This window comes from Sorangium sp. So ce693 (assembly GCF_051521375.1).
GTDB classification, from domain to species: Bacteria; Myxococcota_A; Polyangia; order Polyangiales; family Polyangiaceae; genus Sorangium; species Sorangium atrum.
Window position 1 is genome coordinate 7,959,821 of the sequence record NZ_CP150347.1, and the last position, 18,709, is coordinate 7,978,529.

Genomic DNA, 18,709 nt, shown 5'->3' on the forward strand with positions numbered 1-18,709 from the left:
AGTCACTGCGACACGGCTGGACGAACGTCGAGTGTCCGCAATGTCTCCTCCAGGTTGCGTTCTAGCTCGACGAAGCGGGATAGCCACAGGGGGCTCTCCCCGCGGTGCTCCCGCGCGCTCGCGAGCGCCTCCTCCGCCTCACGCACGTGTCCGCGACGGAGCGCCATGCGAGCACGCCAGTAAAGGAACATCAGCGTCTGCTCGGCGATCGACTGGTCTTTCGCCCGCCGGATCGCTTCGCCCCACGCGAGAGAGGATGGAGGTCCCGGCCGGAGCCCGACCTCCGAGAGCACGAGCTCGAGCAAGCCGTACTCGGTGAGATCGCCCGGCTCGAGGGCGCACGATCGCTGGATCCACAGCACCAGCTGGCTCGCCTGCTCGTACTCGTCGAGCGCAAGGTGGATCTGCGCGAGCAGCATCGCCGTCTGGGGCAACGGGCGCTCGGAGGCCTGCTCTTCCAGCCACCGGGCGCGCCGCAGGAGCGCGAGCGCCTCGCGCTGCCTGTCGCTCCAGTGGAGCAGCACGGCGACGTTGTACGAGGCCATCTTCTCCAGCCACGGATTGCCGATCTCGCGCGCGAGATCGACGGCGCGGCGCAGGTCGCCGACCGCGCCCGGCAGCGACCACCGCCAGGCCCACAGCGCGATGCGGTTGATGTACGCCCCGCAGAGGTGAAATCGATCGCCGGCCGCCGTGACCAGGGCGATCAGGTCGTCGGAGGCGCGCTCGGCGTCCTCGCGGCGACCTGCGCTCGCCAGCTGGAACGACAGCATGATCAACGCAGGGACACGCGCGTCGTAGTCTCCCGACGCCGCGGCGCGATCGGCGCACGCGGTGAGCTCCGCGATGGCCTCCTCGATCTTCCCCCGCCGCCACGAGGTGCGGGCCTCGGCGACCCGGAGGCGCAGCGCGAGCTCGGGCGAGCCCTGCGCGTGCGCGTGCGCGTCGACCAGCGGCCGCGCCTCCTCCACCCGGCGCGCCGACGCCTCGAACTCGAAGGCCCAGTCGAGCACGGTCGCGTCCTCGAGCAGGAGGCTCGCCCTCGCCTGCGCGTCGCCGAGCGCTTCGGCCAGCGCGAGCGCGTCGCCGAAATCGCTCCGCGCCTCCCGGACGCGGCACATCCGGTACCGGCTCCTGCCGCGGCCCGCGAGCGCGCGCGCGCGCCGGGGCGCGTCGCCTTGCTCGGCGATCTGGAGCGCGGCGTCGTAGCGCCGGTCGGCCTCGACGGCGTCGTGCCGCGCGGACGCGAGATCGCCGAGCGCGAGGTAGGCGTCGGCCGCCTCGGCGCGCTCGCCGCACACGGCCGCGTGGCGCGCGAGCGCGCGGAGGCCGTCGGTCGAGCCGGCCGCCACCTGCGCCCGCCAGTACGCGAGGGCGCTCCGGTGGATCGCGGCGCGGTGCGCCGGGTCGAGCATCTCGTAGACCGCCTCCTGGAGGACCGCGTTCTGGAACGCGTGCCGGTCGTCCACGCCGCCGCCGCGGCCCTCGCCGTCGCGCAGCAGGATCCGCCGCTCGACGAGGGCCGCGAGCCCGAAGCCCGCGTCGACCATCGCTCCGGCGCCGCCCGCGCGCTCCAGGCCGTCCAGCACCGCCTCGAGCTCGGCGCGATCGAACGACATGCCGAGCGCCGAGCAGACCCGGGCGCACGTCGCGAGCTCCGGCGGCAGATCGTCGAGCCGCTGCGCCGCGAGCCATTGCCACGCCGGCGCCGGCGGCAGCGCCTCGACCTCCGCGGTCGCCACGTACGAGCCGCCGCCGGCGCGCCGGCGCACGACGCCCGCGCGCTTGAGCGAGCGTACGAGCTGCCGCAGGCAATCCGGGTTGCCCCCCGCCCAGTCGGCCAGCCGGCGGAGGATCTCCGCCGGCGGGTACTCGGCCGGCAAGAGCAGGCGCGAGGCGAGATCCATCGCCGCCTCCTCCGCGAGGGGCGCGAGCGTCACGCGGGTGTGGCGCTGGTTGCGCTGACCCCAGCTGGGACGGGCCTGCTCGAAGCGAGGGCGCGCGGTCACGACCACCCAGAGGGGGGTGCCCTCGCCGTCGAGCGTGGCGTACTCGAGCGCGTCGAGCAGGACGTCGTCCGCCTGGTCGGCGTCGTCGAGGATCACGGCGAGGGGGCCGCGGCGCGCCCCGCGGCGGAGCGCCTCGGCGAGCGCCAGCATCAGGCCGTTGCGGGCCTCCCCGGCCAGGCGCCCGCCGCGGGGCCCGGCCCAGCCGAGCGCCGCGGCGACGGCCTCCCACGTCGCGCCGCCGAGCGTCTCGCCGAGCCGCTCCACGCAGAACTGCCGCGGATCTCCGGGGCTGTCCCTCGGCGCGTCGAGCGCGACGCAGAGGAGCGCGCGCACGGCCTGCGCGGCGCCGCCGTGGATGGGGTGGAGCGCGCGCACGGCCACCACGCGCACGTCCGGGACCGGCACGCCGGCGATGCTGGCCGCCTCGGCCGCGAGGCGCGTCTTGCCGAGACCGGCGTCGCCGATGAGCGTGAACAGGCCGGGGCACGTCCCGTCGAAGGCGTCGGTCGCGCTGGCCGCGAGCGCCGAGAGCACGTCGTCGCGGCCGAGCAGCGCCGGCTCGCGCAGGCTCTCCGGGTCGCCTGGCGGCGTGGGGGCGAGCTCGTCGTCGGGCAGCGCGCGCTCGAACTCCTCGGTCATCGCGAGGCCGCCCCAGGGCTCGGCCGGCAACCACGCCTCGGGGCGCTCGACCGGCGCGCCGTAGGCGGCGTGCAGCCCGCCGGCGATCCTGCGCAGGCGCACGCTGGCGAGGTGCAGCGCCACGCGCGCGCCGCCGCTCAGCGCGAGATCGCGCGCCGCGGCCAGCGCGGCGCGGGCTGGATCGTCGACGTCCCTCGCGGAGAACACGGCGAGGCAGCGCTGCCCCCGCTGCCGCGCGACGAACCCCCGGCGGCCGCCGATCGCCGCGATCACCGGCCCGGCGCCGCCCTCCGCGAAGAGCAGCGCGACCGGCTGCAGTCCCTCGGCGACGGCCGCCGCAGCGCCATCGCCCTGCCGCTGCGATCGCGGCGCGGACGGAGGCGGGATCGAGTCGGCGCGAGGCCGCGCGCGCAGGGCGTGCAGGGTGCGCCGGAGCGCGGCGGCGCTGTCCGGGCGGCGGCTCGGGTCCTTGGCGAGGCAGGCGAGCGTCAGCGCCTCAAGCCCCTCGGGGACGTCCACGAGATCGCTCGGGCGCGGCGGGCGCAGCGCCAGGTGGCCGTGCTCGACGGCGGTCTCGCCCCCGACGAACGGCGGGCGCAGGGTGAGCAGCTCGAACAGGATCACGCCGAACGCGTAGATGTCCGCGCGCGCGTCGATCCGCGAGGCGTCGCCCCGGAGCAGCTCCGGAGCCATGTACTCGGGCGTCCCCACGATGTCGCCGGCGCGCGTCGCGCCTGCCGGCGCGTCCGGCGGCTCGACGCCGAAGGTGGGCCTCGCCAGGCCGAAATCGAGCAGCACCGCGCGGTCGCTCGAGCCGAGCAGGAAGAGGTTCTCCGGCTTGAGATCGCGGTGGATGACGCCGCGCGCGTGCGCCGCCTCGATCACGGCGAGGATCGCGTCCGCGCGCCCGGCGGCGCGATCCGGATCGAGCGGCGCGCGCAGCGCCGCCAGCTCCTCGGCGAGGGTCTGGCCGAAGAGCCGCTCCATCACGAGATAGGGCTGCCCCCCGGGGAGTTCGCCGCAAGCGACCAGCTGCGGGGCGTGCGGCACGCCGACGCGCTCGAGCAGCGCCGCCTCCCGCCGGAACCGCTCGCGCAGGTTCCACGCCGCGTGCCTCCCCACCTTGATGGCGACCGGCGCTCCATCACAGTCCTGCTGCGCGGCCCATACGTCGGAGAAGCCGCCATGACCGAGCGGACCGAGCAGCGAGAAGCCCTCGATCGCGGGCGCCGCGCGCTCCACGGTGTCACGCTCACCGGGCGGCGGGACAAAGCCATCTCTGACACACGGAGCGCCAGCGGCGAGCCGCCCGTGACATACGGAGCAACGGTGCATGATTCGGCTCGTCTGCCGGCAACCGGGGTCGCGGTCGACACCGGCTTACGCGTACTGTAATGCGCGGGCTCAGCAGTTGTCATCGAGGAAGTAAGCGGCTGTCGCATACCCCATGAAGAACCCTGGCCAGAACGATGAGCCGCTTCCCGCCGCGCCGCCGGCCGACGCCCCCGCGGCGGGCGAACCGCCGTTCGTCACGTCGCGGACATGGAAACAACACACGCCCGACACACGCGATCGCGAGGACCCCGGCCCGGGCGCCCCGCGCGCCGCGACGCTGCGAGCAGGCGAGTACCTGCTCGACGGCGTCATCGCCGAGGGGGGGTTCGGCGTCGTCCACCGCGCGGTGCACGCGGCGAGCAAGGCGCCGGCGGCGGTCAAGATCATGCACGCCGACCTGATCTCGCGCACCGACGTGGTGCTCCGCTTCCAGCGCGAGGTTGACGCGATCGGGCGGATCCAGCACCCGAACGTCGTGGAGATCCTCGACGTCGGGCGGCTCGACGACGGGCGGCCCTACTATGCGATGGAGCTCCTCCAGGGCAGGAGCCTCGAGCAGCACCTGTTCGCGCGCGGCCGGCTCCCGGCAGACGAGGCGCTGGCGATCCTCGATCCGCTCTGCAGCGCGCTCGCCGCGGTCCACGCGCTCGGGATCATCCACCGCGACGTGAAGCCCTCGAACGTGATCCTGTGCGAGCGCGGCGGCGAGCTCAGGGTCGTGCTGCTCGACTTCGGCATCGCGAAGCTGCTCGGCACGACGGATCTCTCGCTCACGTCGTCACGGCACGTCGTGGGGACCCCGGCGTTCATGTCGCCCGAGCAGCTCCTCAACCGGCCTGTCGACATGCGGACCGACGTCTATGCGCTCGGCGCGCTGCTCTACACGATGATCGCGGGATCCATGCCGTTCCTGGCGACCACGTATCCGGTGCTGCGCCACCTGCACCTGCACCAGGCGCCGCCCCGCCCGAGCCTGCACGCGCCGGTCGACCCGGCGTTCGACGATATCGTCGTGCGGGCCATGAACAAGGATCCCGCGGGCCGCCACCCGGACGTCGCCGCGTTCCTGGGCGACGTCCGGGCCGCGACGGCGCGGATCGCGCGGACCGGCGCGGTGGAGGCGGGGCACATCCGGCGCCTCGCCATCGGGCTGCTCGTCGAGGTCCTCGCCGAGAGCCGCGCGCTCGAGGCCCCCACCGACGCTTTCCTGGCCGATTTCGAGGCCGTGGTCCCGGACGCCGTCGCCGCGCTCGCGCCCTCGGGGTTCTCGCCGCTCGCGATCACGGGCACCAGCGTGCTGCTCGCGGCGCCCTTTCGGCGCGACGAGCGCGGCACCGAGGAGGCGCGCCACCGCGCGATCGCGGCCGCCATTGCGCTGCACACGCGGCTCGCCGGGCCGGGCCAGCGCGATCCCAGGATCAGCGTCCGCTTCTGCCTCCACGCCGGCGACGCGGTGCTCACCGAGGACGGCGTCCTGGTGGGCGGGAACCTCCTCGAGCTCTCCTCGTGCCTCCCGGAGGCGGCGGAGCCGGGCGTGTACGCGTCGCCGGCCATGCTCGATGGCGTCGCCTTCCTGTCACACCGGGTCTCGGGCGCCGCCGGCGCCACGATCCCGATGCGCCGCGTGTTCGTGCGGGCATCGGGCCGCGGCGCGGCCCCCGCCTAGAGCAGTTTCTGCCCACCTCGGCTACATGCATGCCGAGCAGAGCGACGGTCTCCCGCACAGGAGACGGGCCCAGATCGGCGTTTTCGGCGCGCAAGCGCACTCCGGTGCGCTGAGCACCGAAAACGTCGAGGTGGGCCCGTATCCGAAGCGGAGCGGGTCAGCGGGCGGGCTTGACGAACTTGAGGGTCATGCGGTCGCTCTCGCCGATCGCGGCGTAACGCGCCCGGTCCTTGTCGCCGAGCCGGAAGTTCGGCGGCAGGGTCCAGACCCCTTCCGGGTAGTCTTTCGTGTCCTTCGGATTCGCGTTGACCTCGGACTTGCCGCCGAGCTTGAAGCCCGCCGACTCGATCTTCTGGATCACCCACGCTTCCGGGAGGTATCCCTGCTTCGCGCTCTCATCGGGGTTGGCGTCGGGCTTGGCGCGGTGCGCCTCGATACCGAGGACGCCGCCCGGCTTGAGCGCCTTGAACGCCTCGGCGACATAGGCGTCGAACTTGCCGTTCCGGTGCCAGTTGTGCGCCTCGCGAATGGCGATGACGAGGTCGGCCTTGCCCTCGATCCCGAGCTTCGGGCTGTCGCGATCGATCACGATCACATCGACCTTGCCGAACAGATCGGGAGACTTCTCGAGCAGGCGCTTCACACGCTTTCCATAGAGCGTGTTGCGCGAGTCCTCGGGGCCGCTCGGATCGAACGACGTGATGAGGAGCTTGCCCTTCTTCGCGAGCACCGGCGCGAGCAGCTCGGTGTACCAGCCCTCGCCGGCCCCGAGCTCGATGACCGTGCTCGTCTGCTTGAGGCCGAAGAACTCCAGGGTCTCGACCGGGTGCCGGGCGGCGTCGCGCTCGGCGTTGCCCGGGGTCCGGTGCTTCCCCTTGAGCGCTGCCCGCAGCGCGGCGCCCGCGCTCGGGTAATTGGCCGCGATGAGCGCCTTGACCTCGGCCTTGAGCGCGTCGTCGAACCGCGCCGCCTCCTTGTCGGCCTTGGCCTCCATGGCCTTCGTGTCCTCGGCGAGCTTGGCGAGCTCCGCCTGCTTCTTCTCGGCTTCCGGGTCCGCCTTGGGCGGCGCCGCCGCCTCGGGCTGCGCGACCGGCGCGGCGGCCGGCGGCGCCGGCGCGGGGGCCGGCGGCGGGGGCGGGGCGCTCTCGACGGGCGGGGGGCTCCCCGCACAGGCGGAGAGCGCGCCAGCGAGGACGAACAGCAAGGTCCTTGAAGTGATGTGCATGCGCGGTTGCGTAGACCGGAGGGAGGACGGCCGCAAGACGTGGCGAGACGACGCAAAGCAAGGCAAGACACAGCGAAACCACAGGGAAAACCGGCGAGGTTCCGCGTTGACCGGGCGGCGGGGCCAGGGTAGCGTACGCGGTCCCGGGGGGTGCTCGCACACTCACGCAGGTGGCCGATGCCGCTCAAGGTCCATAACACGCTCACGAGGAAGAAGGAGCCTTTCGTCTCCGCCCGGCCGAAGGTCGTGCGCATCTACACGTGCGGTCTCACGGTCTACGCTCCGATGCACATCGGGCATGCGCGCACCTACTGCTTCTGGGACGTCTTCCGCCGCTACCTCGAGTACCGCGGCTATCATGTGCTGAGCATCATCAACTACACGGACATCGACGATCGCATCATGCAGCGCGCGAGCGAGCGCGAGGGCGCCGTCGACGTCGCCGAGCGGAACATCGCGGCGTTCCGGCGCGACTGCCGCAAGCTCCACATCAAGGACTACGCCGTCTACACGCGCGCCACCGACTTCGTCGACGAGCAGGTCGACATGGCGAAGCGCCTGATCGAGAAGGGCCACGCCTACACGGTGAACGGCGAGGTCTTCTACGAGGTCGGCACGTGGGCGTCCTACGGTGAGCTCTCGGGGCGCAAGGTCGACGAGCAGGAGGTCGGGGCGAGCGGCCGCGTCGAGGAGGATTTCGCTCGGAAGCGGCACCCGGCGGACTTCAGCCTCTGGAAGCCGACCGGCGCGGGCCAGCCGAGCTGGGGCACCGGTGAGGAGGGGTGGCCGACAGGACGCCCCGGCTGGCACATCGAGTGCTCGGCGATGAGCACGGCGCTCCTGGGCGACCATTTCGACGTCCACGGGGGCGGCATCGACAACATGTTCCCTCATCACGAGAACGAGATCGCGCAGAGCGAGCCGCTCTGCGGGCGGCCCTGGGTGCGCTACTGGCTGCACCCGGAGCACCTCGATCTCAAGGACGTGAAGATGTCGAAGAGCCTCGGGAACGTCATCTCCATCGAGGAGCTCCTGTCGAGGCACGGGCACGACGAGGCGCGCTGGTTCTTCGTGACGCAGCATTACCGTTGCAAGCTCCCGTTCGGCTGGGAGCTGCTCCAGCAGTCCGCTTCGGGCTATGCGCGCATCAAGAAGCTCGCGACGGTCCTCGCCGAAAAGCTGCGCGGCGCGACGGAGGCTCCCCTCGCCCCGGGCGCGTACGCGTCGCAGCGCCCCGAGGAAGAGCGGTTCCCGAGGATGCGCCACCACTACGTTCACGGACAGTTCGGGGAGCACACCGAGCGGTTCATCGCGCGGTTCATCGAGGCGATGGACGACGATCTGAACACGCCGAACGCCGTGGCTGCATTTTTCGATTACGTGAGCGCGCTCTATTCGGCGGGGATCGAGCAGTGCGAGGATCGCCCCTCGATGCTCGCGGTCTACCGGGCCATCGTGCGTCACCTCGCGGTGTTCGGGGTGGAGATCGCCGAGCCGGCGCTCTATCCGGAGCTCGTCCCGGACTACGCGCTCCCCCCTGCCGAGGGCGCGGCTGGGCGCGGCGGTGACGCCGCGATCGACCGGCTGATCGCGATGCGCCAGGAGGCCCGGAAGGCGAAGGACTTCGCCAAGGCGGACGCCATCCGCAACCTGCTGACCGAGGCAGGGGTCGTGCTCGAAGACACCCCCCGCGGCCCCCGCTGGTCTTCCTCCTGAGGAGCTCTCCCGCTTCGGAGACGGGCCCATCTCGACGTCTTCGGTGCTCGGCGTACCAAAGTACGCCTCCGCGCCGAAAACGCCGATCTGGGCCCGTCTCCTGTGCGGGAGAGCTCCGCTAACGGGTGTATCAGAGGTCGGAGAAAGAGCGGCGAGGATCGCGCGGCGGAAACTTGCCGGGGGCAGGTGCCGCGCGGTGAAGGTGGATGCGGCGGCGCGGCATATAGAAGCGGCGCAATGGATGACCGCTCGACGGCGGAGCTGCGGTCGGGACGAAGTGTGACGGGCGCGCGGCTGCGAGGAGGAACCTTGTTGTCCCTCTCTGCCGCTCGCCACGGGCGCACCATTTCGACGCGTCGGAAGCGTGCTTGTTTGATCTCGGGCATCCGCCTGGGATCGCAAAATGGGTGTGCCAGATGTGCCAGTGTCGGGGTTCAACGACATGGCCAGGCCCGCTGGGATCGACGCAACGGGGCGAAAAGCTCGATCTTGGGCTGGGCATATCAATTGCCAATCGGGTGCTCCGCACCAGCGCCCAAACCCGAACAGCCCGGTCGGGTCTGACAGACGCCTGTTCGCGTCGCCGACCGCAGCTCGAGCTGCGGCCGGACGGCGCTCGTGCAGTCAACTCTTACCCAACGAGAACGCAGATGCGGAACCTCTCCTTCGGCTTCGCCCATCCTCTCTCAATCAAAACCAGCTCGGCCGCGGTCCTCGCCCTGCTCGCCTCGGGCGCCGCCGCGTGCGGAAGCTATGGCGTCGATGAAGGCTCACTCGGCGATGCAGAACTAGCCCTCGAAGCGACAGTCGGCGCGTCGAGCGTCGTCAGCGGCACCAGCAGCGGCGTCGGCACCGGCGTCGGCAGCAGCTCGGTCGCCACCTCCACCACCGGCGTCGGCGTCGGCGTCGGCGGCGGCGGCTCCGGCGGCTCCGGCAGCAGCACCTCGTCCATCGCCGGCGTCGGCGGCGGCGACCCGGCCACCACCGGCGTCGGCGTCGGCGTCGGCGGCGGCGACCCCGGCGATCCGCCCCCGGTGGGGCCGCCGGCCGTCGGCTTCTGGCAGCTCGACGACTGCAACGCCGCGACGACGGCGCTGTTCGACTCGTCGGGCAACGGCAACACGGCCACCCGCTCGGCCAACGCGGCGTGCGCTCAAGGGATCAGCGGCCTCGGGGTCGCCTTCAACAAGGAGAACGACAAGATCCTGGTCGACGACGATGCAAGCTTCACGTTCGGACAGAACCTCGCGGTCGCCGCGTGGGTCAAGCCGACCGCGGTGTCGGGGTCGACGCCGCGGACCATCGTGCAGGAGAAGGGCGGCGGAGAGACGAGCTTCTCGCTCGACATCCGGAACAGCCAGGCGCGGTTCACCGTGACCTTGACCAACGGGCGGACGGTCACCTCCCGCGCCCCCATCCAGGCCAACGTGTGGACCCACGTCGCGGGCACCTACGACGGCAGGTTCGTTCGGCTCTTCCTGAACGGCGAGCAGGTCGGCCAGATCAGCGCGGCGGGCACGCTCCACGACATCGACGCGCCCATCCGTATCGGCAACAACGTGCAGAAGGAGCGCTTCACGGGCGTGCTCGACGAGGTCTGGCTCTCCGCCTCGCCGACGACCGCCTTCGAGATCGCCCAGCTCTCCTGCCTCAGGCGCCCCGCGACGCTCGTCGTCACGCCGGAGAGCAGCGGCGTGGTCGCCCCGAACACGCCGGTGCCGTACCAGATCGCCGTCACCAACAACGATGTCGGCTCGTGCACCGCCGGCGACTACTTCCTCCAGATCTCCAGCCCCTCGGCGGGGATCGACGTCTCCGCGGATCCCCAGTTCTTCCCGGGCGTCCTGCCCGGGACCACGGTGACGTTCCCCGTGACCGTCACCGGCACCGAGGACGCGGAGCCCGGCGCCCACGAGATCCCCTTCTCCGTCGTCGACTTCAGCTCGCCCGCGTTCTTCGTCGCCTCGGGGGCCCTCAACTTCGAGCTGACCGAGCCGACGGGGTGCTTCGTCCGGACGAGCCGAGAGATCTTCGTGAAGCACATCAGCGTGGTCGAGGATCCCCTCCGCACGACGTTCAACGGGCCGCCGGGCGACCCCCGCACGGGCGCGTGGACGTTCGCGCGCCTGATGGAGGACATGGCGCCCACGCCCGCCGATGCCCCGGCGATGGTCGAGGAGCTCTTCAGCACCTGGCTGACCGATCAGGCCGTGAACGGCTTCACCGTGCCGGCGCGCCCGACGATTCAACAGGTCGTGCTCGACGAGTGGCCGAGGAGCCCTGACGGGTCGCTCGACCTGCAGCAGGCGCCGCTCTTGCTGCTCGGCATCGTCAACAGGATCGACGTGCGCAACCTCGCCGAAGGCAACGCCGGCGAAGGGAGGTTCGTGTTCGGCGTCGTCAGCCAGGGCTTCCCGCAGCAGTTCACCGTGATCCTGGAGTACAAGCTCCCCGCGTCGACCGAGGCCGACGTGCTCGACTGGGCCAACGACTGGCACGCCCTCGGCAGCCTGCCCTTCCCGTCCGAAGCGTACAACGCGGCGCTCCAGGACATCACCACGCGGTTCGCGGGCCGGAACGCCGCGCCCGGCAAGCCGAACGGGAGCTCGCTCGGGCAGCTCCGCACGAACGAGATCGCGCTCGCGGGGCCGTGGGAGCTGCGCGAGTTCGTCCTCTCGCCCCAGACGGGCTTCCTGCGGCCGGAGACCGTCAAGCTGACGCCGGATCTCGGGTTCGACGGATCGCCCACGCTCGCTGCCTTCGTGAACCAGAACGAGGCCTCGATCATCGCGGAGCAGCACACGGTGCCCGACACGTTCCAGGGGAGCCCGTTCCTCGGCGGATCGTCGTTCAACAACCTCACGGCCTGGACCGCTCCTGGCATCCTCAACAACGAGGCACGGCACAAGTTCTCGCTCAACACCTGCAACGGGTGCCACGGCGCGCAGGAGACCGGGACGGGGTTCCTGCACGTGAACCCGAGGTCGCCCGGGAACGAGGCGTCGCTGTCGGGCTTCATGACGGGGATCACCGTCCCTGATCCGGTGACCGGCGAGCCGCGCACCTTGAACGATCTGAGGCGCCGGAATCAGGATCTCACGGCGCTGGTCTGCGAGCCTGCCCCGGCCTTCGCGGCGCTCAGGGCCGCGCCGAGCGGCGGCGCGTCGGCCAGCGCGGCCGCGAGCCGCTCGGCGTTCATCCGCCGCGGCATCGGGCGCGTGCACTGATCCGGAAGCGCCCCGGCGCGAGGGGCGGCGGGCGCGGCCGACGAGCCGCGCCCGCCCGGCCTCCCGGGCAGGCCCCGAGGCCTCCCGGGCAGGCCCCGAGGAAGACGCGCCGTCGCTTCAGCTGTCGAGGCCCGCGCAGGAGAGCCGCGTCCCGGCCGGGAGCTCCAGCCCGAAGCGCTCTCTCAAGACGTCGACGAGCGCGTCGTCGCGCACCAGGACGCGCTCGACGCCGTCCCTCCTCCAGATACCCAGCTCACGGTTGCGCAGCGTCACCCGGCCCTCCGGCGACGGGAGCGCCGCGATGAGGTTGTTCACGAACAGCGAGCTCGGGTGCGTGGACGTGTAATGGTTCGCCACCTCGTAGTCGATCGGGAGGTTCTCCTCGAGCGTGAACGCATAGATGTCCTGACACGCCTCACCCGCACTGGAGACGAGCACCCATGACGCGCCCTCCCGGCGCAAGCCGATCACGTCGAGCACCCGCGCGCGGCCCTCGCCCTCGACGAGCGGGAGCGGCTGTAGGAGCCCCGGACCGCCGAAGCCGACATCCGCGATGAACGGCCCCTCGGGCAGCTCGACCAGCGACAGCATGTGAGATCGAGGGCCCGTGTCGCTGCGCTGGAACCGCACCCGCGCGATGAGCGTCGTGAGCTTGAATCCGAGCCGGCGCAGCACCGCGGCGAACAGCGTGTTGTGCTCGAAGCAATAGCCGCCGCGGCGCGCCCCGACGAGCTTCGCCTGGACGCTGGCTAGGTCGAGGCGGATCGGCCGGCCGAGCAGGACGTCGAGGTTCTCGAAAGGGATGGAGTAGACGTGCGCCGCGTGGAGCGCGTCGAGGACCTCCCGCGTGGGGGCGAGCGCGCCGCGATGGCCGATGCGTGCGAGGTAGGCGTCGAGGTCGAGCGATGCGCTGTCCTGTGTCGAAGGTTGCATTGGATCGGTGCAGCGAGGATACGCGGCCCCTCGCTTGACCGTCAACGCGCCGGTCAGCACATTGACGGCGGTGGAGTCGCCCTCCGCCTTCCTCCTGGCGTCTCCGCGGCTCGATTCTGCGTCACGGCCCCTGCGGGTCGGGGAAGAGCTTCTGGAAGCTGTCCTTGTCGATCGCCTTCTCCAGCGCCGCCTGGACCGAGATGGTGTCCTTCTTGACGAGCCGCTCCAGCGCCATGTCCATCGTCTGCATGCCGGCGGAGCGGCCCGCCTGCATCAGGTTCGTGATCTGGAACGTCTTGCCCTCGCGGATCATCGAGGACAGCGCGCTCGATCCGACGAGGATCTCGTGCGCGGCGACGCGGCCCGTGCCGTCCTTCGTGCGGAGCAGCTGCTGGGCGATGATCGCGGCGAGGCTCTCGGCGAGCATGCCGCGGACCTGGAGCTGCTCGTCGGCGGGAAACGCGTTGATGATGCGGTCGATCGTCGCGGCGGCGCTGTTCGTGTGGACGGTGCCGAAGACGAGGACACCGAAGCTCGCGAGCTGCAAGGCGAGCTTCATGGTCTCGTTGGTCCGGAGCTCGCCGATCAGGATCACGTCGGCGTCCTCGCGCCCGGCGCTGCGGATCGCGCTCGCGAAGCTGCCCGCGTCGGGGCCGACCTCGCGGTGCGTGATGTGGGCCTTGATGGGGCTGTGCACGAACTCGACCGGATCCTCGATCGTGAGGACATGGCAGGCGCGCGAGCGGTTGATGTGATCGATCATCGCCGCGAGCGTCGTGGACTTGCCGGAGCCGGTCGGCCCCGTGATCAAGATGAGCCCGCTCGTCCGCTCGGAGAGCCGGCGGATGATCTCGGGGCAGCCGAGATCGTCGAGCGAGAGGATCTTGCTCGGGATGGTGCGGAAGACGGCCGCGAGCCCGGTGGTCTTGTAGAAGTAGTTCGCGCGAAAACGGGCCTTGTCCGCGTAGGAATAGGCGAAGTCGAGATCGAGCTCGTCGACGATCCGCCGCGTCTCCTCGGGGGTCGTGATCTCGAAGAGGAGCGCCTCCATCTCGGCGGCGTCGAGGGGCGTGTCGCGCAGGGCGAGGAGCTCGCCGCGGGCGCGCACGAGCGGCGGATAGCCGATGCCGAGGTGCAGATCGCTGCCCTTCCTGGAGAGCAGCTCGTCGAAGAGGCGGTCGATCCGGGCCACGTTACGCTCCCTTCTTCCCGAAGAGCGCGCCCGCGCGCTCGAAGAGGCCCTTGCCCGCCTCGATGGGCGCGGACCTCGACGCGTCGGGCGGTGGGGCGGGCGGCCTCCTGTCCGGCGTGAGCATGGGCTGCCGCCTCCCGGCGAGGACGGCCTCGAGCTCTTCGGGGGCCTCCGCCACCTTGAGCGCGGCCTCGAGCGTGGTCTTGCCGGCGCGGACGAGCTCGGCCAGCGAGTCGTCCAGGCGGATGATCCCGAGGCCCTTCCCCCGCTGCTGGAGGCTCGGTATCTGGAACGTCTTGGAGTCGCGGATGAGGTTCCAGAGCGGGACGGAGCCGGGCAGGACCTCGGCGGCGGCGACCATGCGGTTGCCGCCCTCGCTCGGCAGGAGCCGCTGGCTGACGATGAGCCGGAGGCCGCCCGCGAGGGTGACGCGCACCTGCTGCTGATCGCCGGGCGGGAAGAGGTCTATCAGCCGATCGATGGTCTTCGCCGCGCTCGGGGTGTTCATGGTGCCGAGGACGAGGTGGCCAGTCTCGCTCGCGGCCAGCGCCATGCGGACCGTCGCCGTGTCCCTGAGCTCGCCGACGACGATGACGTCGGGATCCTCGCGCAGCGAGGCCTTGAGGGCGTTCTCGAAGGAGCGGGTGTGCGTGCCGACCTCGCGCTGGCTGATCATCGCCTTGCCGCGCGCGTGGACGAACTCGACGGGATCCTCGACCGTGATGATGTGATGGCTGGTCTCGCGGTTCAGGATATCGATGATCGCGGTGAGCGTCGTGGTCTTGCCGTGGCCCGTCGGCCCGGTGATCACGATGAGGCCCTGGTGGTGGCGGGTGGCGAGCCCGATGGCGTCGGGCAGGCCGAGCGACGCGAGGGTCGGGATGCTGCGCGCGATCAGCCGGAACGAGCCCTTGTACCCCTGCCGGTGGCGCGAGATGTTCACCCGGAAGCGGCCGAGCGCGCCGAGCTCGAGGGCGAAGTCGCACGAGCCCTCTGCGTCGAGCACCGGCGAGAGGCGCGCCGGGACGCGCGGCAAGAGGAGGGACTCGACGGCCGCCGGGTCGAGCGGCTCGCCGTGGGGCATGAGCTCGCCCGCCACCCGCAGGAGTGGCGGGCGGCCGGCGACGAGGTGGAGATCGCTCGCGCCCTGATCGCGCGCCATGGCGAGCAGCCCATCGAGGGCGGTCGACGGCACCTCGGCGGAGGAGGGCCGCGCGCGCCCGCCCGCCGCCGTGCGCGCGGCGGGGCGGGGCTCCGGGGACGGTGATGACGGGCGGGCGGCCGGCGCGGCGCGCTCGGCGGCCGGCGCCTCGTCGGCGCGCGCCTCGAAGCGGGCCACCGAGGGCCGGCTGACGCGGGGCTCTGCAGGCGGCGGCGGGGAGCGGAGGTCGACCGCAACCTCCGAGGAGCTCGTGCGCTTCGCGTCCGCCTCGCGCGGCGGAGGGCGCTGCCCCTCCTCGGGCGCGAGGTGCTCCCGCATGGAGAACTGCTGCGAGGGGCGGGCGGGAGGCGCGGCGGCGGCCGCGGTCCCCGACGCGGCGGACGACTGCATCCGCGTCATGCGGGCGTGCACGAGGTCACCCTGGCGCGCGGCCACGACGGAGATGGCGCCGATGCCCTCGATGCGGATGTGCCACTGCGACGGCTTCGCGCCGAGGGCCTCGACGTGGCGGCCGCCGCCGAGCGCGCTGAGGAGCATGAGGATGTCCTCCGTGGAGAGGGCGCCGGGATCGACGGCCTGGAAGGCGCCCGAGACCTTGACGCTGGGCATGCGCCCGGTGGCCACGGCGAACTCTGTCACCTCGGGACGGTTCAGTTGCGAGAGCCAGGATCGAAGGGCGTTCATCGTCGTCGCTCGTCTCCGCAAGCCGACTCTATCAACGATGAGGCGCCGCGTTTCAAAATGTCGTGCGACGGCGGCGACATTCGGCGGCGGCGACCCGCGCCGCGCGGCCCCGCGCCGACTCCCTCCCACCGCCACCGCTCGCGGCGACCGCGCCGGTCCTCCTCGGAGCGGTGCGACCCGGCTCACGCCCGCGGCGCGACGCCGAGCTACTGGATCGCGAGCTTGAGCCTGGCGCCCTTCACGAAGTGGCCCGGCGTCTTGCCCTTCTCGCCGGGAGGCGCCTGCTGCTCCGAGTCGATGGTGAGCTGCATGTTGCCGGTCGACTCGATCTTCTTCATGGTCACCCTGGCGATCTCGACCCATTTCGAGGATCTCGGTCCGCCGGGGTCCTCGACCTTGCGGAAGAGCACCGCCTTGGTCCCCGCGACGACCGGCTTCTCGGTCGTGGAGACGAGCGGCAGCAGGGTCGCGACCTTCCCCGTACGCGAGACCAGCCTGCCGTAGACCTCGACGGAGTAGCTCTCCCACTCGCCCGCGCTGGAGGCCGAGGCGGGCTCTGCCGTAGGCGCGCTCTCCGCGCCGGCAGCCGCCGGCGCAGCCTGCCGCGGCGTGGCGGGGTGCTCTGCCGAGGCCGCGGTCGGCGTGGCGGAGAGGAGCGCGGCCGCGCCCGCGGCGACGAGCGATCGCGAGCACCTGGAGAGCCAATCACCAACCGTCTTCATGCACCACGCTCCTTCGCTACTTCGAAGCGATCCCACGACCCGCGCGAACTACGCAGGTTCGCAAACACCGCAGTTACAAAACTTCTCATCGTGACGCAGACTGGCACCCTCCGCAACTCATTTCTCGATCTCGACGGGGTTTGCGATCATGAACCATCGGCCACACGCTCATCTACATTCACATTCACATCCACATCCGTCATCATCGCGGGTGTCCCCGGCGCGGCCCGCATCAACGGCGCCCAGCCGCGGCTGCTCCCGCGCGCCGCGCAGCTTCACCTTCATCGTCCATCGTCCATCGTCGGCGGCTCGTCGGCTTCGTCCGTGTCGTCAGCTTCTCGCCGCCTTGGGCGTCTGGCGCGCCTCGCTCAGATTCCGGTGCTGGCCGCCTCGGCGAGAGGCCGACCGGGCTCCGGCTGCGCGGCGCACACAGGCGTGCGGCGCGGCTCGCCTGAGCTCACCTGGTCATCTGGCTTGCCTGTCGTTCTGGCTCGCCCGTCGTTCCGGCTGCCTGGTTGCCCGGCCTGACCGCCTGCCTGGGCTCTCCGGCTCGCCTCGCTGGTTCTCCGACAGGTCCATCAGCGCGCTTCGCGAGGCGCGCTCTCGAAGAGCGAAACACCCACGCGAGCGACAGGCTGGCTCGGTCCAAGCCCGCCGTGCCTCATTCTCACCCGTCCGACCAAACCAGCTGCGCACAGCAGCGCGACCTCTCCCTCTCCAACCTCGCTCCGGGAACCTTCCCGGTGCCTTCCAACACCGCCGACCCGAAAATCGATGTCGGAGTAAGAGTCGCGTTTCAACCAAGATATCATGTCTTCGTCAAAGCAGAGCAGAAATTTTCGGACGCAATCGATTCTGGTGCGCCCCCGTGCGCGCATGTGTGACGCGCGCCGGCGCAGGGCGCACGCCCGAGCGTCCATGTGTGCCGGCGCCGGCGGGCCCTGCGGCTGGTAGGATGGCCGTGGAGGAACAGAGCCCATGTCCACGGTCGCCGCTCACTACGACACGCTCCTCGCCGAGCACTATTCGAGGATGTTCGGAGATTACGACGCCAAGGTCGCCGAGCAACGGGCGCTGTTCGAGCGGCTCGGCCTGCGCTCCGAAGGCCCGTCCGGCGGCTCACCCGAGGCCATCGACCTCGGGTGCGGCTCCGGCTTTCAGTCCATCGCGCTGGCGCAGCTCGGGTTCAGGGTGACGGCCGTGGACACCTCGGACAGGCTCCTCGCCGAGCTCGACGCGCGCCGCGGGCCGCTCGCCGTCGAGATCGTGAGAGGGGATCTCCTGGACGCGCTGGAGCGCTCGGGGCCCCCCTGCGCGCTCGCCGTGTGCATGGGCGACACGCTCCCCCACCTCGGCAGCAAGTCGGACGTGGAGCGGATGTTCGCCGGCTGCGCCCGGCGACTCGCGCCCGGCGGCCATCTCGTGCTCACGTTCCGCGACCTCACCCGCGAGCTCGAAGGGGTCGACCGGTTCATCCCAGTACACGACTCGGCAGATGTGATCATGACCTGTTTCCTCGAGTACGAACCCGAGACCGTCAAGGTGCACGATCTCGTTCACACCCGCGGCCGAGACGACGGCCGGTGGACGCTGTCAGCGAGCTTCTATCGCAAGCTGCGCCTCTCCCCCGATTGGGTCTGCGACAGGCTCGACGCGGCCGGACTCCGCGTCATCCATCGCGAGATCACGCGCGGCCTCGTCACCCTCGCCGCGCGCTCCTGAGCTGACGTGGGCCGGGATACGAACACCCATTCAAATACCTCCTGTGGAGGTTGATGATGCGGCCGACGCGGCGCTAACTTGATATGGGAGGATCAGACCCATGTCCGAGAGAGCGAGTCAGACAGGCACGAACGACGCGGGGCAAGCTGCGGTCGTCAACCGGCCGTCGCGGGATGAGGTCCAGGACCTGCGGCGAGAACGAGACGAGGCGCGCGAGCTTCTGGCCACGCTGGTCGTGGCGCTCAAGCGCGCGACGTTCCGGCACGGCACCTACATCGACGGGCTCGGCGCCGCGATGGTCGCCGTGGATCGGTGGTCCAAGCCACGAGGCCGATGACCGGAGGGCCGGCACCGGGCTGCGGTGACGCCCGGAGTCGCGAGCCAAAGCCCCGAGAGACCTGGTGAGCGCGCCGCCTTGGCCGCTCGAACGACCTCGCCGCTCGTGGACGCAGCGCGCGGCGGGCGCGGCGGGCGCGG

Annotated in this window: 11 protein-coding genes; 5 read left to right on the top strand and 6 right to left on the bottom strand. The window is 71.4% G+C overall.

All coding sequences use genetic code 11. The features are described 5' to 3' along the window. Positions 1–2: 2 nt before the first annotated feature. Entirely contained in the window at positions 3–3,890 is a 3,888-nt protein-coding gene (locus WMF14_RS29570; protein WP_437791417.1) for a serine/threonine-protein kinase, read from the bottom strand. A gap of 205 nt (positions 3,891–4,095) precedes the next feature. Here WMF14_RS29570 and WMF14_RS29575 point away from each other — a divergent pair, with 205 nt between their 5' ends. Beyond that, a complete protein-coding gene (locus tag WMF14_RS29575; protein WP_437791421.1) occupies positions 4,096–5,649 on the top strand; it encodes a serine/threonine-protein kinase in 1,554 nt (517 codons plus the stop codon). A gap of 157 nt (positions 5,650–5,806) precedes the next feature. Here the strand turns inward: WMF14_RS29575 and WMF14_RS29580 are convergent, their stop codons facing one another. Then, on the bottom strand, positions 5,807–6,874 hold the full coding sequence (locus tag WMF14_RS29580) for a class I SAM-dependent methyltransferase (RefSeq protein WP_437791424.1): 1,068 nt from the start codon (positions 6,872–6,874) through the stop codon (positions 5,807–5,809). Between the two features lie 177 nt (positions 6,875–7,051). Between WMF14_RS29580 and cysS the strand changes: the two genes are divergently transcribed. Beyond that, positions 7,052–8,590 (top strand): cysteine--tRNA ligase, encoded by a 1,539-nt coding sequence (cysS, locus tag WMF14_RS29585; RefSeq protein WP_437791426.1) that lies wholly within the window; start codon positions 7,052–7,054, stop codon positions 8,588–8,590. A gap of 650 nt (positions 8,591–9,240) precedes the next feature. Continuing rightward, positions 9,241–11,817, top strand: a complete 2,577-nt coding sequence (locus WMF14_RS29590; protein WP_437791429.1) for a LamG domain-containing protein — start codon at positions 9,241–9,243, stop codon at positions 11,815–11,817. A 117-nt stretch (positions 11,818–11,934) separates the two neighbouring features. Here the strand turns inward: WMF14_RS29590 and WMF14_RS29595 are convergent, their stop codons facing one another. The 4 genes from WMF14_RS29595 to WMF14_RS29610 form a co-directional block, all read right to left on the bottom strand. Then, positions 11,935–12,750, bottom strand: a complete 816-nt coding sequence (locus WMF14_RS29595; RefSeq protein ID WP_437791431.1) for an arylamine N-acetyltransferase family protein — start codon at positions 12,748–12,750, stop codon at positions 11,935–11,937. A gap of 121 nt (positions 12,751–12,871) precedes the next feature. Further along, positions 12,872–13,942, bottom strand: a complete 1,071-nt coding sequence (locus WMF14_RS29600) for a type IV pilus twitching motility protein PilT (protein ID WP_272094259.1) — start codon at positions 13,940–13,942, stop codon at positions 12,872–12,874. A 1-nt stretch (position 13,943) separates the two neighbouring features. Then, positions 13,944–15,788 carry a type IV pilus twitching motility protein PilT gene (locus WMF14_RS29605; protein WP_437791433.1) on the bottom strand — a complete coding sequence of 615 codons (1,845 nt, stop codon included), beginning with the start codon at positions 15,786–15,788 and terminating at the stop codon, positions 13,944–13,946. Between the two features lie 206 nt (positions 15,789–15,994). Then, a complete protein-coding gene (locus WMF14_RS29610; protein ID WP_437791436.1) occupies positions 15,995–16,510 on the bottom strand; it encodes a hypothetical protein in 516 nt (171 codons plus the stop codon). Between the two features lie 978 nt (positions 16,511–17,488). Here WMF14_RS29610 and WMF14_RS29615 point away from each other — a divergent pair. Together WMF14_RS29615 and WMF14_RS29620 are read left to right on the top strand one after the other, a co-directional pair. Beyond that, positions 17,489–18,232 (top strand): class I SAM-dependent methyltransferase, encoded by a 744-nt coding sequence (locus WMF14_RS29615; protein WP_437791439.1) that lies wholly within the window; start codon positions 17,489–17,491, stop codon positions 18,230–18,232. A 100-nt stretch (positions 18,233–18,332) separates the two neighbouring features. Beyond that, the gene (locus tag WMF14_RS29620) at positions 18,333–18,569 is read left to right on the top strand and encodes a hypothetical protein (RefSeq protein WP_272094263.1); all 237 of its coding nucleotides are present in this window, start codon (positions 18,333–18,335) and stop codon (positions 18,567–18,569) included. Positions 18,570–18,709: the final 140 nt, after the last annotated feature.

Excerpts from the sequence above, each read along its gene's own strand:
- cysS (WP_437791426.1), top strand. The coding sequence starts at position 7,052 with ATGCCGCTCAAGGTCCATAACACGCTCACGAGGAAGAAGGAGCCTTTC.
- WMF14_RS29615 (WP_437791439.1), top strand. The coding sequence starts at position 17,489 with ATGTCCACGGTCGCCGCTCACTACGACACGCTCCTCGCCGAGCACTAT.
- WMF14_RS29595 (WP_437791431.1), bottom strand. The coding sequence starts at position 12,750 with ATGCAACCTTCGACACAGGACAGCGCATCGCTCGACCTCGACGCCTAC.
- WMF14_RS29610 (WP_437791436.1), bottom strand. The coding sequence starts at position 16,510 with ATGAAGACGGTTGGTGATTGGCTCTCCAGGTGCTCGCGATCGCTCGTC.
- WMF14_RS29580 (WP_437791424.1), bottom strand. The coding sequence starts at position 6,874 with ATGCACATCACTTCAAGGACCTTGCTGTTCGTCCTCGCTGGCGCGCTC.
- WMF14_RS29620 (WP_272094263.1), top strand. The coding sequence starts at position 18,333 with ATGTCCGAGAGAGCGAGTCAGACAGGCACGAACGACGCGGGGCAAGCT.
- WMF14_RS29575 (WP_437791421.1), top strand. The coding sequence starts at position 4,096 with ATGAAGAACCCTGGCCAGAACGATGAGCCGCTTCCCGCCGCGCCGCCG.
- WMF14_RS29590 (WP_437791429.1), top strand. The coding sequence starts at position 9,241 with ATGCGGAACCTCTCCTTCGGCTTCGCCCATCCTCTCTCAATCAAAACC.
- WMF14_RS29605 (WP_437791433.1), bottom strand. The coding sequence starts at position 15,788 with ATGAACGCCCTTCGATCCTGGCTCTCGCAACTGAACCGTCCCGAGGTG.